Origin of the sequence: Pantoea sp. Z09, from assembly GCF_022394795.1 — a bacterium.
Lineage (GTDB): Bacteria > Pseudomonadota > Gammaproteobacteria > Enterobacterales > Enterobacteriaceae > Pantoea > Pantoea latae.
Genome location: NZ_CP092373.1, coordinates 967,861 through 980,419 on the forward strand (window position 1 = coordinate 967,861; position 12,559 = coordinate 980,419).

At 59.4% G+C, this 12,559-nt stretch carries 10 protein-coding genes and 2 pseudogenes; 10 read left to right on the forward strand and 2 right to left on the reverse strand.

Features of this window, described 5'->3' with window-relative positions; translation table 11 throughout:
• Positions 1–38 precede the first annotated feature (38 nt).
• The 10 genes and pseudogenes from pilW to MC269_RS18825 form a co-directional block, all read left to right on the forward strand.
• Positions 39–770: a type IV pilus biogenesis/stability protein PilW gene (gene pilW, locus MC269_RS04620; RefSeq protein WP_081141492.1), complete on the forward strand. Its 732-nt coding sequence runs from the start codon at positions 39–41 to the stop codon at positions 768–770.
• Complete coding sequence (rodZ, locus tag MC269_RS04625) at positions 760–1,767, forward strand: cytoskeleton protein RodZ (protein WP_239954202.1); 1,008 nt, start codon at positions 760–762, stop codon at positions 1,765–1,767. Before pilW ends, rodZ begins: the two co-directional genes overlap by 11 nt.
• Positions 1,768–1,804: 37 nt before the next feature.
• Positions 1,805–2,926 (forward strand): flavodoxin-dependent (E)-4-hydroxy-3-methylbut-2-enyl-diphosphate synthase, encoded by a 1,122-nt coding sequence (gene ispG, locus MC269_RS04630; RefSeq protein WP_033753912.1) that lies wholly within the window; start codon positions 1,805–1,807, stop codon positions 2,924–2,926.
• Positions 2,927–3,027: 101 nt separating this feature from the next.
• Positions 3,028–4,302: a histidine--tRNA ligase gene (gene hisS, locus MC269_RS04635; RefSeq protein WP_239954203.1), complete on the forward strand. Its 1,275-nt coding sequence runs from the start codon at positions 3,028–3,030 to the stop codon at positions 4,300–4,302.
• A gap of 39 nt (positions 4,303–4,341) precedes the next feature.
• Positions 4,342–4,959: a YfgM family protein gene (locus MC269_RS04640; protein WP_239954205.1), complete on the forward strand. Its 618-nt coding sequence runs from the start codon at positions 4,342–4,344 to the stop codon at positions 4,957–4,959.
• Between the two features lie 19 nt (positions 4,960–4,978).
• Positions 4,979–6,160, forward strand: a complete 1,182-nt coding sequence (bamB, locus tag MC269_RS04645; RefSeq protein ID WP_239954207.1) for an outer membrane protein assembly factor BamB — start codon at positions 4,979–4,981, stop codon at positions 6,158–6,160.
• A 165-nt stretch (positions 6,161–6,325) separates the two neighbouring features.
• Positions 6,326–7,813 carry a ribosome biogenesis GTPase Der gene (der, locus tag MC269_RS04650; protein ID WP_239954210.1) on the forward strand — a complete coding sequence of 496 codons (1,488 nt, stop codon included), beginning with the start codon at positions 6,326–6,328 and terminating at the stop codon, positions 7,811–7,813.
• Positions 7,814–8,193: 380 nt separating this feature from the next.
• Complete coding sequence (locus MC269_RS04655; protein WP_239954212.1) at positions 8,194–10,626, forward strand: glucose/quinate/shikimate family membrane-bound PQQ-dependent dehydrogenase; 2,433 nt, start codon at positions 8,194–8,196, stop codon at positions 10,624–10,626.
• Between the two features lie 320 nt (positions 10,627–10,946).
• Positions 10,947–11,042, forward strand: a pseudogene (locus tag MC269_RS18820) (Hok/Gef family protein); the annotation flags it as partial.
• Positions 11,000–11,101 (forward strand): annotated as a pseudogene (locus tag MC269_RS18825) (hypothetical protein); the annotation flags it as partial. The pseudogenes MC269_RS18820 and MC269_RS18825, both read left to right, overlap by 43 nt.
• A gap of 100 nt (positions 11,102–11,201) precedes the next feature.
• Here MC269_RS18825 and MC269_RS04665 read toward each other — a convergent pair.
• Positions 11,202–11,546 carry a protealysin inhibitor emfourin gene (locus MC269_RS04665; RefSeq protein ID WP_239954214.1) on the reverse strand — a complete coding sequence of 115 codons (345 nt, stop codon included), beginning with the start codon at positions 11,544–11,546 and terminating at the stop codon, positions 11,202–11,204.
• Positions 11,543–12,556, reverse strand: a complete 1,014-nt coding sequence (locus MC269_RS04670; RefSeq protein ID WP_081141513.1) for a M4 family metallopeptidase — start codon at positions 12,554–12,556, stop codon at positions 11,543–11,545. The genes MC269_RS04665 and MC269_RS04670 overlap by 4 nt, the downstream gene beginning before the upstream one ends.
• Positions 12,557–12,559 lie beyond the last annotated feature (3 nt).

Consider the following 12,559-nt stretch of genomic DNA (forward strand, 5'->3'; position numbering starts at 1 on the left):
TGCCTCCACGCGCCCTCTTCGCGACCAGGAGAATCGACATGGGTAAGGGATTGCCGGCCAGCCTGCTGGCCCTGATTGTTGTAACCGGGTGTGTCAGTCGCAGCCCGCAAACGGGCGCGGCGGAGACCCGTCTGACGCTGGGGATGCACTATCTGGCGGCGGGGGATTTCGCCGCCGCGCGCCGCAACCTCCAGCGGGCGCAGGCTGCCGCGCCGCGCGACTATCGAATGGCCCTGGCGCTGGCGCGGCTGGCGCAAAAACAGGGGCGTCGCGATGAGGCGGCGCGCCGCTTTCAACAGGCGCAGCGGCTGGCGCCGGCAAATGGCTTTGTCGCTAACAATTACGGTGCGTTTCTCTGCGCTTTAGGGCAGTATGACGAAGCGCATCAACAGTTTAAGCGGGCGAGGGATGCGTCGGAGAGCGAGGCCCGTGCCGATGCGTGGGAGCTGTCGGGATATTGCTATCTCCAGGCGGACGACACGCTGGCCGCGCGAGCGGCGCTGAGTCGGGCGCTCGAGGCGAATCGCGCAAAAGGCGATGCGTTGCTGGATGAGGCGGAAAAACAACGTGTACTCTATCCGGCGCGTGCTTTACTGTTAACTGAGCTTTATCAGCAATATCTGCCTGCTACGGCGCGCAGCTTAGAGTTACAGATACGTTTCGCCGCGCAACAGGGAAACGCTGCTGACGTTACACGTTATGGCGACCGGTTGGCGCGAAGTTTTCCACAATCGATACAGTACCAGCGTTATTTAGCTAATGAATACTGAAGCCACTCAAGACAACTCTGCAGTACATTCCACAGGCGAACGCCTGCGTCTGGCCCGTGAGAAAATGGGGCTGACCCAGCAAAACGTGGCTGAACGCCTGTGCCTGAAACTTACGACCGTACGCGATATCGAAGAGGACAAAGCGCCTGCCGATCTGGCGTCGACCTTTTTGCGTGGATACATTCGCTCCTATGCCCGTCTGGTGCACATTCCTGAAGAGGAACTGCTGCCGATGATGGCGAAGCAGACGCCGGTGCGCGCGGCCAAAATCGAGCCGATGCAGCACTTCTCGCTGGGCAAACGCCGCAAGAAACGCGACGGCTGGCTGATGATTTTCACCTGGCTGGTGCTGTTCGTGGTCATTGGCCTGACCGGCGCCTGGTGGTGGCAAAACCATAAAGCGTCGCAGGACGATCTGGTCTCTATGGCCGATCAGAACGGCAGCAGCGGCGACAACAGCCAGTCGATTCCGCTTGACGGCGGTAATGACGCTGGCGACCAGACCGCCGCGCCAGCCGCGCCGGACGAAACCAACGGCGCGGACGTCAGCGCGGCGGCGCCAGCCGCCAGCCAGCCGACCAGCACCGCCCCTGCGCAAGCCAGCGGTAACAGCGCTGCGCCAGCTGCGACCTCGGCAAACAACGCCGTGGTCTCGCCGAGCCAGGCACCTGTGGACAACGCCGCCAGCTCGTCGGCCACCGCCGGTCTGCTGCCGACCAGCGCCGCCGCCGTTGGCGAAGCGGCCGCCGATCCCAACACCGTGGTGATGAACTTCAACGCCGACTGCTGGCTGGAAGTCTCTGATGCTACCGGTAAAAAACTGTTCAGCGGAATGCAACGTAGCGGTGGTAAACTCAGCCTTTCCGGCACCGCTCCCTATCGTCTGAAAATTGGCGCACCCTCTGCGGTGCAGGTGCAATACCAGAATCAGCCTGTTGATTTAAGTCGTTTTATCCGTACTAACCAGGTTGCTCGCCTGACATTGGGTGCGCAATAACGCAGCATCGCGCCCCGGGCAATTGTGGAGAAAGAATATGCATAACGAAGCACCCATTATCCGTCGTAAATCAACCCGGATTTATGTCGGCAAGGTGCCTGTCGGCGACGGCGCGCCTATCGCCGTCCAGTCGATGACCAATACCCGTACTACCGATGTTGACGCCACGGTCAATCAGATCAAAGCGCTTGAGCGCGTCGGCGTCGATATCGTCCGCGTCTCCGTTCCCACCATGGACGCCGCTGAAGCCTTTAAGCTGATCAAGCAGCGCGTCAACGTGCCGCTGGTGGCGGATATCCATTTTGACTACCGCATCGCGCTGAAAGTCGCCGAATATGGCGTCGACTGCCTGCGCATCAACCCAGGCAATATCGGCAACAACGAGCGTATTCGCCAGGTGGTGGACTGCGCGCGCGACCACAATATTCCGATCCGTATCGGCGTTAACGCCGGTTCGCTGGAAAAAGATCTGCAGGAAAAGTATGGCGAGCCGACGCCGCAGGCGCTGCTGGAGTCAGCGATGCGTCACGTCGATCATCTCGATCGCCTTAACTTCGATCAGTTTAAAGTGAGCGTGAAGGCGTCGGACGTGTTTCTTGCCGTCGAATCCTACCGCCTGCTGGCGAAGCAGATCGATCAGCCACTGCACCTCGGTATCACCGAAGCGGGCGGTGCGCGCGCAGGCGCGGTGAAATCAGCTATCGGCCTTGGTCTGCTGCTTTCAGAAGGGATTGGCGACACGCTGCGTATTTCGCTGGCGGCCGATCCGATCGAAGAGGTCAAAGTTGGCTTCGACATCCTGAAGTCGCTGCGCATTCGCGCACGCGGCATCAACTTTATCGCCTGTCCCACCTGCTCGCGTCAGGAGTTCGACGTTATCGGCACGGTGAATGCCCTTGAGCAGCGGCTGGAAGATATCATCACGCCGATGGACGTTTCGATTATCGGCTGCGTGGTCAACGGCCCCGGCGAAGCAACGGTGTCGACGCTGGGCGTGACCGGCGGTAACAAGAAAAGCGGCTTCTACGAAGATGGCGTGCGCCAGCGCGATCGTCTCGACAACGACGATATGATCGATCAGCTTGAAGCGCGCATCCGCGCGAAAGCGACCATGCTGGACGAAAATCGTCGCATCAACGTTCAGCAGCTGGAAAACTAAGGGTCGGCGCGCGCAGCGCGACTTTGTTTAATGAACCTGTGCGGTTTCATCCTCATAAGGTATGATGCCGGACAGGTTTTTTTGCATTAAGAGATTTTAACGTGGCGAAGAATATTCAAGCTATCCGCGGCATGAACGATTATCTGCCGGCGGATACGGCTCTCTGGCAACGCATTGAAGGGTCGCTCAAGCAGGTGCTGGCCAGCTATGGCTACAGCGAAATCCGCATGCCGATCGTCGAGCAGACTCCGCTGTTTAAACGCGCCATCGGCGAAGTGACCGATGTGGTTGAAAAAGAGATGTACACCTTTGACGACCGCAACGGCGAAAGCCTGACGCTGCGCCCGGAAGGCACCGCAGGCTGCGTGCGCGCCGGCATCGAGCACGGCCTGCTCTACAATCAGGAGCAGCGCCTGTGGTATATGGGACCGATGTTCCGTTACGAACGTCCGCAGAAAGGCCGCTATCGCCAGTTCCATCAGCTGGGCGCCGAGGTGTTCGGCCTGAACGGCCCGGACGTGGACGCCGAGCTGATTATGCTGACCGCGCGCTGGTGGAAAGTGTTGGGCATCGCCGATCATGTGCGTCTGGAGCTGAACTCCATCGGCTCGCTGGAGGCGCGCGCGCGCTACCGCGAGGCGCTGGTGGCGTTCCTGGAGCAGCACAAAGAGACGCTGGACGAAGACAGCCAGCGCCGGATGTATACCAACCCGCTGCGCGTGCTGGACAGCAAAAATCCTGAGGTGCAGGCGCTGCTTAACGACGCGCCGCAGCTGATGGACCATCTTGATGACGAATCACGCGAGCATTTCCAGGGCCTGTGCGCCCTGCTGGACGACGCGGGCATCGCCTATCGCGTCAACCAGCGCCTGGTGCGCGGCCTCGACTACTACAACCGCACCGTTTTCGAATGGGTGACCGAGAGCCTCGGCGCGCAGGGCACGGTGTGCGGCGGCGGTCGCTACGACGGTCTGGTCGAGCAGCTGGGCGGGCGGGCCACGCCAGCCGTTGGTTTCGCTATGGGATTAGAGCGTCTGGTGCTGCTGGTGCAGGCGGTGAATCCGCAATTTGAACCGACGCGCGTTGTTGATGTCTATGTTATCGCTTCGGGCCAGGGCGTTCAGTCCGCTGCGATGCAGCTGGCGGAAAAACTGCGTGACGAAGCGCCAGAGCTGAAGCTGATGACTAACTTTGGCGGCGGCAACTTCAAGAAGCAGTTCGCCCGCGCCGACAAGTGGGGCGCGCGCATCGCGCTGGTGGTTGGCGAAGATGAAGTGAAAGCGGGTCAGGTGGTTATCAAAGATCTGCGCAGCGGCGATCAGCAAACGCTGGCGCAGACAGAGGCTGCTGCTGCATTGCGCACGCTGTTGCAGTAAGCGTGGCACGGCACCAACCAGAAAAAGGAGAGGGATCGCGTGGAAGTCTATAGCAATGAAAACGAGCAGGTCGACGCGTTACGCCGCTTTTTTGCCAATAACGGCAAGGCGCTGGCGGTCGGCGTGATCATCGGCATTGCCGCGCTGGGCGGCTGGCGCTACTGGGCCAGCCATGAAGAAAGCTCGTCAAAAGCGGTCTCTGCACAGTATCAGCAGGTGACCACCGCGATGAAAGCCGATCAGCCAGCGACGCTGGATGCGGCGGCGAAGTTCGCCAGCGAAAACAGCAATACCTATGGCGCGCTGGCGGCGATGGATGTGGCGAAGCAGTATGTCGACGCCAGCCAGCTGGATAAGGCCGCTTCCCTGCTGGAAAACGGCCTGAAAAACACCAAAGATGCCAATCTGCAGGCGGTGATCAACCTGCGGCTGGCGCGCATTCAACTGCAACAGAATCAGGCGGACGCCGCCCTTAAAACCCTCGACGCTGTCAAGGGCGATGGCTGGACAGCCATTGTGGCGGATATCCGCGGCGAAGCGCTGCTGAGCAAAGGCGACAAGCAGGGCGCGCGCGCGGCGTGGAGCAAGGGCGTTGACTCAGACGCCTCTCCGGCGCTGAAGCAAATGATGCAGATGAAGATGAATAACTTAAGCTAAGCCAGTCAAGAGAGAGCGCATGGAATTACGTAAATACCTGCTGCCAGGGCTGATTTCAGTCACTTTGCTCAGCGGTTGCTCGCTGTTCAGCGGCGAAGAAGATGTAGTGAAAATGGCCCCGCTGCCGAAGGTGGAAAACCAGTTTACTCCTCAGGAAGTGTGGAGCACGTCGGTCGGTGACGGCGTCGGCGACTTCTACTCTAACCTGCATCCGGCATGGCAGGACAATACCGTATTTGCGGCGGATCGTTTCGGCGTGGTTAAAGCGCTGGACGCCTCCAACGGCAAAGAAAAATGGAAGGTCGATCTCTCTGAGAAAACCGGCTTCTTCTCGAAAAATATCTCAGCCTTGCTCTCTGGCGGCGTGACCGCGGCGGGCGATCATCTCTATATCGGCAGCGAGCGCGGTCAGCTTTTCGCGCTTAACAGCAGCGACGGCAGCATTGCCTGGCAGACTAAAGTCGCTGGCGAAGCGCTGTCGCGTCCGGTGGTCAGCGATGGCCTGGTGCTGGTGCACACCAGCAACGGCATGCTGCAGGGCCTGGATCAGAGCAGCGGCGCGGTGAAGTGGAGCGTTAACCTCGACATGCCTGCGCTGTCGCTGCGCGGCGAATCTGCACCTGCAACCGCGTTCGGCGGCGCCATTGTCGGCGGCGACAACGGCCGCGTCAGCGCGGTAATCATGAATCAGGGCCAGATTATCTGGCAGCAGCGCATCTCTCAGCCGAGCGGCGCGACAGAGATCGATCGCCTGAACGACGTCGACACCACGCCGGTGATCGTTAACGGCGTGGTTTATGCGCTGGCCTACAACGGCAACCTGACCGCGCTCGACCTGCGCTCTGGTCAGATCCTGTGGAAGCGCGAAATCGGCGGCGTGAAAGATCTGATCGTCGACGCGGGCCGCATCTATCTGGTTGATCAGGATGACCGCGTGATCGCGCTCAACGCCGACGGCGGTGTTGCCATCTGGCGTCAGAGCGATCTGCTGCACCGCAACCTGACGGCGCCGGTGCTGTTTAATGGCTACCTGATCGTCGGCGACAGCGAAGGCTATCTGCACTGGCTCAACACCTCGGACGGGCGTTTCGTGGCGCAGCAGAAAGTCGACAGCGACGGCTTCCAGACCGAGCCGGTGGTCGCCAGCGACAAGCTGATCATTCAGGCCAAAGGCGGTGAGGTTTACGCGATTACGCGTTAATCTGCTATCGGAGTTAGCCTTCCGTTTAACGGCTCCTGACGCGTCAGGAGCCGTTTCGTTTTTAGTCAGGCATGATATTCTTAGCGCCTTCAGCCTGAACCTCGCGGTTAAAACCGTTATAATCACGCCATTCGGGCGATACATTTTTTTTATTGAGGCACTGTTATGATACCTGTGGTCGCGCTGGTTGGGCGTCCCAATGTGGGGAAATCCACGCTGTTCAACCGGTTAACGCGCACTCGTGATGCGCTGGTGGCGGATTTTCCTGGACTGACTCGCGATCGCAAATATGGTCGCGCCGAAGTGGAAGGGCGCGAATTTATTGTTATTGATACCGGCGGTATCGACGGCACCGAAGAGGGCGTTGAAACGCGTATGGCGGAGCAGTCGCTGCTGGCGATTGAAGAGGCCGACGTGGTCCTGTTTATGGTCGACGCTCGCGCGGGCGTGATGCCGGCGGACAAGCAGATCGCCAACCATATCCGTTCGCGTCAGAAAGCAACGTTCCTGGTGGCCAACAAAACCGACGGTCTCGATCCCGATTCAGCCGTTGTCGATTTCTACTCGCTGGGTCTGGGCGAAATTCACGCTATCGCCGCCTCGCACGGCCGCGGCGTCACCAGCCTGCTGGAAACCGCGCTGCTGCCGTGGATGGATGAAGTCGATCCGCGCGAAGTAACCGAAGAAGACGAAAACGAAGCCTACTGGGCGGCGCTGGCGGCGGAAGAGAACGGCGAAACGCAGGAAGAAGAGGAAGAAGAGTTCGACCCGACCGCTCTGCCGATCAAGCTGGCAATCGTTGGTCGTCCTAATGTCGGCAAGTCGACTCTGACCAACCGCATCCTCGGTGAAGATCGGGTGGTGGTGTACGATATGCCGGGCACCACGCGCGACAGCATCTATATTCCGATGGAGCGCGACGGCCGCGAATATATTCTGATCGACACTGCTGGCGTGCGTAAGCGCGGCAAGATCACCGACACGGTAGAGAAATTCTCCGTAATTAAAACGCTGCAGGCGATCGAAGACGCCAACGTGGTGCTGCTGGTTATTGACGCGCGCGAAGGCATCTCCGATCAGGATCTGTCGCTGCTCGGCTTCATCCTCAATAGCGGTCGCTCGCTGGTGATCGTGGTGAACAAATGGGATGGTCTGACGCAGGAGATTAAAGACGAAGTCAAAGAGACGCTGGATTATCGCCTCGGCTTTATCGACTTTGCCCGCGTGCACTTTATCTCTGCGCTGCACGGCAGCGGTGTCGGCAACCTGTTCGAATCGGTCACCGAAGCCTATGACTGCTCGACCAAACGCGTTAACACCTCGATGCTGACGCGGATCATGAACATGGCAGCCGAAGACCATCAGCCGCCGCTGGTGCGCGGTCGCCGCGTGAAGCTGAAGTATGCGCACGCCGGGGGTTACAACCCGCCTATCGTGGTGATCCACGGTAATCAGGTGAAGGATCTGCCGGATTCCTACAAGCGTTATCTGATGAACTACTTCCGTCGTTCGCTTAACGTCATGGGCACACCGATCCGTATCCAGTTTAAAGAAGGCGACAACCCCTTTGCGGGCAAACGCAATCTGCTGACGCCAACGCAGCAGCGCAAGCGCAAGCGTCTGCTTTCGCACCTGAAGAAAAACAAGCGTTAATTAAAAAGGGGACCGTCAGGTCCCCTTTTTTACGGGCTGCTGAAAGGTCGTCACACATTTGCTTACGTCTGCGATCGAAGCGTAACGCGCTGCACGAAGCATGCAATTTGAGACACTTAACGCCTTATTTGTAGCAAAAATGCTATTGCCACGTTTAGTTCCCGTTATAGATGTTCACCTGATTATGTACCAGGTGGTACAATCCTGGCGCGCATTGTCAAGGCGGCAGAAAATTCTTAATGCCTCCTCGCTCACAATGCCTGCAACCCGGACCCAGGTCCGTACCATTACGACGTAAAATAAAGCGATATCCGGCGCACAAGACGCTGTGACCCCACGTTGAGGCGTGGGTGCTTTATTTTTTCAGGAGAGTTTGTGTTATGGCTGAAACATCATCCCGATCCGGCAAAGGATTGGGTATCTGGTCGATTTTGCTGGGGCTGGTTCTGCTGGCAATCGGCCTGTTCTTTGCAATCGGCGGCGGCAAGCTGGTCTCGCTTGGCGGCAGCTGGTACTTCCTGATTGCAGGCATTGTCATGCTGCTGTCGGCGATCCAGTTCTTCCGCCGCAAGTCCTCTGCCGTTGTGCTGTTTATTCTGGTCTTCGTCGGCTCGCTGATTTGGGCGCTGGCGGATGCGGGCTGGACCTTCTGGCCGCTGGTGTCGCGCCTGATGGTGCCGTCGGGCCTGATGCTGCTGGCGTTTCTCACCTGGCCTGCGCTGCGCAAGCGCGAAGGTAAATCCTCGCTGGCGAAGGTCTCTTACGTGCTGTCAGCGGTGATCGCCGTCGGCATGGTTGGCACGCTGGTGCAGATGTTCCAGCCGCATCCCACCGTGGCCTTCACCGGCAAAGAACTGCCGCTGATCCCGGTTGATAAGAGCAAGCCGCAGCAGGACTGGAATAACTACGGCCGTACGCCGGGCGGCGACCGTTTTGCCGCTATCGACCAGATCACTCGCGACAACGTGAAAGATCTTAAGGTCGCCTGGACGTTCCACACCGGCGATACGCCGATCAGCCCGACCGGTAACGGCGCGGAAGATCAGCAAACGCCGCTGCAGATTGGCAACACGCTCTATCTCTGTACGCCGCACAACAATGTGATTGCGGTGGAAGCAGACAGCGGCAAGCAGATCTGGAAACGCGAAATCAACGCGCAGGCGGAAGTCTGGCCGCGCTGCCGCGGTCTGGCCTACTTTGACGCCACTAAACCGCTGACGCAGCCGAGCAAGCCGGGTTCAACCCCGGTGCCGGCGCCGAGCATTGCGGCGGGCGACAGCTGCCAGCGTCGTATTCTGATGAACACCATTGATGCGCGCCTTATCGCCATCAATGCCGACAACGGCGAGTTCTGCGAAGATTTCGGCAACCACGGCGTGGTGAACCTGAAAGAGGGCCTGGGCGAAGCGCAGGATCCGAAATATCAGCTGACTTCCGCGCCAACGCTGGCGGGGACGACGGTTGTGGTTGGCGGCCGCGTGGCGGATAACGTGCAGACCGATATGCCTGGCGGCGTACTGCGCGGCTTTGACGTCATCACCGGCAAGCAGCGCTGGGCGTTTGACCCAGGCAACGTCGATCCAAACGCCGTGCTGATGCCGGGTCAGGATTACAAACGCAGCACCCCGAACTCCTGGGCGCCAATGTCATACGATCCGGCGATGAACACCGTGTTTATCCCGATGGGCAGCTCATCTGTCGATCTGTGGGGTGCCAACCGTACCGCGCTCGATCATAAATATGGCGCTTCCGTGCTGGCGCTGGACGCTACCACCGGCAAAGAGAAGTGGGTTTACCAGACCGTACATAACGATCTGTGGGACTTCGATCTGCCGATGCAGCCGAGCCTGGTGGACTTCCCGATGAAGGATGGCACCACCAAACCTGCGGTGGTGATCGGCGGTAAAACCGGCATGATTTTCGTGCTGGACCGCGAAACCGGCAAGCCGCTGACGAAAGTCGAAGAGCTGCCGATGCCGCAGGGCCATATCCCGAACGAGCAGTACACCAAAACGCAGCCGCACTCGACCGAGATGCCGCAGATTGGCAACCAGACGCTGAAAGAGTCAGACATGTGGGGCGCCACGCCGTTTGACCAGCTGGCATGCCGCATCGCCTTTAAATCGATGCGCTATGACGGCCTGTTCACCGTGCCGGATACCGACAAATCCCTCAGCTTCCCGGGTTCGCTCGGCGGCATGAACTGGGGCAGCATGTCGTTCGACCCGAACAACCAGTATATGTTCGTCAACGATATGCGTCTGGGCCTGTGGGTGCAGATGATCCCGGCCGATACCAGCAAAATCGCACGCGGCAGCAACGGCGGCGAAGCGATCAACACCGGTATGGGCGCGGTGCCGCTGAAAGGCACGCCGTATGCGGTCAACAAAAACCGCTTTATGTCGCCGCTGGGCATTCCGTGTCAGGCACCGCCGTTCGGCACGCTGTCGGCGATCGATATGAAGACGCGTAAAATCGTCTGGCAGGTGCCGGTCGGCACCGTGCAGGATACCGGCCCGTTCGGGATTAAAATGCGCGCGCAGATGCCAATCGGCATGCCGACGCTGGGCGGTACGCTGGCAACGCAGGGTGGCCTGGTGTTTATCGCTGGCACCCAGGACTACTACCTGCGCGCCTTCGACAGCTCGACTGGTAAAGAGGTGTGGAAAGCACGTCTGCCGGTGGGCAGCCAGGGCGGTCCGATCAGCTACGTTTCACCGAAAAACGGTAAGCAGTACATCCTGATCTCCGCAGGCGGCGCCCGTCAGTCGCCGGATCGCGGCGACTATGTGATTGCCTACGCGCTGCCGTAACGGCTAAGCGTAACTCATCAAACCCTGCGCTCCGGCGCGGGGTTTTTTATTTGGCGCACAGGAAAGTGTAAGCGTGGCGGCTGTTGCAAAAGCCTTTGAGAAGCAGGTCGCTAAGTCGCGGTACGGCGGTTGGGCAGGGAAGAGGAGCGGGTATAATCGCGGCGGCGCTTGAGGTTTCTGCCTTGAGCGATCGGCAAGCTGGTTGTGAGGCAGAAAAGAGAAAGCCCCGTAGTTAATTTTCATTAACCCACGAGGCTGCCCCACTGTCCGAACAACAGCAGGGTAGCCTCTTACCGCGCTCTGCGCAAGGAGGAGTGACCATGAAATTGCCACAGCTAACGCTGGTTTGTTGCGTATTACTGGTGTGTCTCACACTTTTAATCTTTACCTGGCTGACGCGGAAATCGCTGTGCGAGATCCGCTACCGGGACAACCAGCGCGAGGTGGCTGCTTCGATGGCTTACGAATCTGGTAAGTAGCAACCGGAAGGCGGGGAATTTCCCCGCTTTCACCGGCTGTTGGCTGGACAGCGCTTAAGCGCCTTTATAAGGCCGCCACGGATGTGGCGGCCTTTTTTAATGGGCGCCCTCGTCGCCGTCGCGCCACAGCGCCTCCAGCTCTGGCGGCGCGACCTGTTCCGGGATCAGCAGCACAATAGTGCCGATTTCACGGTGGGTGGCGTAGCTAATCTGAATGCGGAAGTAGCGCTGATCGCTGCGCCCAATCTGCGGTGCTTGATCTTCCGGCTCGCCCAGCGGCAGCGCCTGCTCCAGAACCTGACAGACGCGCTGTTTTTGCGGCTGCGGCAGCTGAGCCAGCGCAAAGCGCCGCGCGCCGCGCAGGCCGGGAATAAAAGCCAGGCCGCCTTCGCGCTCAACTTCGATCACCGCGTCGTCGGTCAGTTCGGGAAGGGAACTCATAGCACGCCGACCTCCTTCCACGCCTGTTCAATTGACTGCGCGACCGAGCGATTAAAGCGGCGCTCGCCGTGCTGCACGGTCAGGCGGGCGAAAGTGCTGAAGTCGGCGTCCTGCGGCAGGGATTTGTCGCACACCGTGTCGTACCAGGCCTGGCCCGCCAGCTCCCAGGCATAGCCGCCCAGCGCTTTCGCCGCCAGATAAAAGGCGCGGTTGGGAATGCCGGAGTTAAGATGCACGCCGCCGTTATCTTCGCGCGTCTGGATATAGTGATCCATATGGGCGGGCTGCGGATCTTTGCCCAGCATCGGATCGTCATAGGCGGTGCCTGGCTCCGCCATCGAGCGCAAACCGCGGCCGTTAATGCCGCTGGCCAGCAGCCCTTCGCCGATAATCCAGTCCGCTTTATCCGCGCTCTGCTTCAGGTGAAACTGCTTCACCAGCGAGCCGAACACGTCGGAAAGGGATTCGTTCAGCGCGCCGGCCTGTTCAAAGTAGATCAATCCCGCTTCTGTCTCGGTGACGCCGTGCGCCAGCTCGTGCGCCACTACATCAATAGCGATGGTGAAACGATTGAAGATCTCGCCGTCGCCGTCACCAAACACCATCTGCTGACCGTTCCAGAAGGCGTTTTGATACGCTTTGCCGTAGTGCACGGTGCCAAGCAGTTTCAGCCCCTGATTGTCGAGCGAATTACGCTGATAGGTCTGCCAGAAAAAGTCATAGGTGACGCCAAGATAATCCCACGCCTCTCTGGCGGCGACGTCGCCCGTCTCAGGTTGACCTTCGCTGCGCAGCAGATCGCCAGGCAGGCTTTGGGTGTTTTTCGCATCGTAGATTTCGCGATCGACATGACCGCCCGCCGCCGTCTGCGGCGCCACCGGCTTCTGCCAGTTCTCCGCCATCAGATGCTGGACGTGCACCAGCGTGCGGCGCGCATAATCCTGCTGCGGGCCAGAACCGTGGGCCACAATGTTGCGCAACATATAGGGAGGAATAACGCTGTAGGACATACC

Coding starts and splice junctions, on each gene's coding strand:
- ispG (WP_033753912.1), top strand. CDS start 1,805: ATGCATAACGAAGCACCCATTATCCGTCGTAAATCAACCCGGATTTAT.
- rodZ (WP_239954202.1), top strand. CDS start 760: ATGAATACTGAAGCCACTCAAGACAACTCTGCAGTACATTCCACAGGC.
- MC269_RS04670 (WP_081141513.1), bottom strand. CDS start 12,556: ATGTCCTACAGCGTTATTCCTCCCTATATGTTGCGCAACATTGTGGCC.
- bamB (WP_239954207.1), top strand. CDS start 4,979: ATGGAATTACGTAAATACCTGCTGCCAGGGCTGATTTCAGTCACTTTG.
- der (WP_239954210.1), top strand. CDS start 6,326: ATGATACCTGTGGTCGCGCTGGTTGGGCGTCCCAATGTGGGGAAATCC.
- MC269_RS04655 (WP_239954212.1), top strand. CDS start 8,194: ATGGCTGAAACATCATCCCGATCCGGCAAAGGATTGGGTATCTGGTCG.
- MC269_RS04665 (WP_239954214.1), bottom strand. CDS start 11,546: ATGAGTTCCCTTCCCGAACTGACCGACGACGCGGTGATCGAAGTTGAG.
- pilW (WP_081141492.1), top strand. CDS start 39: ATGGGTAAGGGATTGCCGGCCAGCCTGCTGGCCCTGATTGTTGTAACC.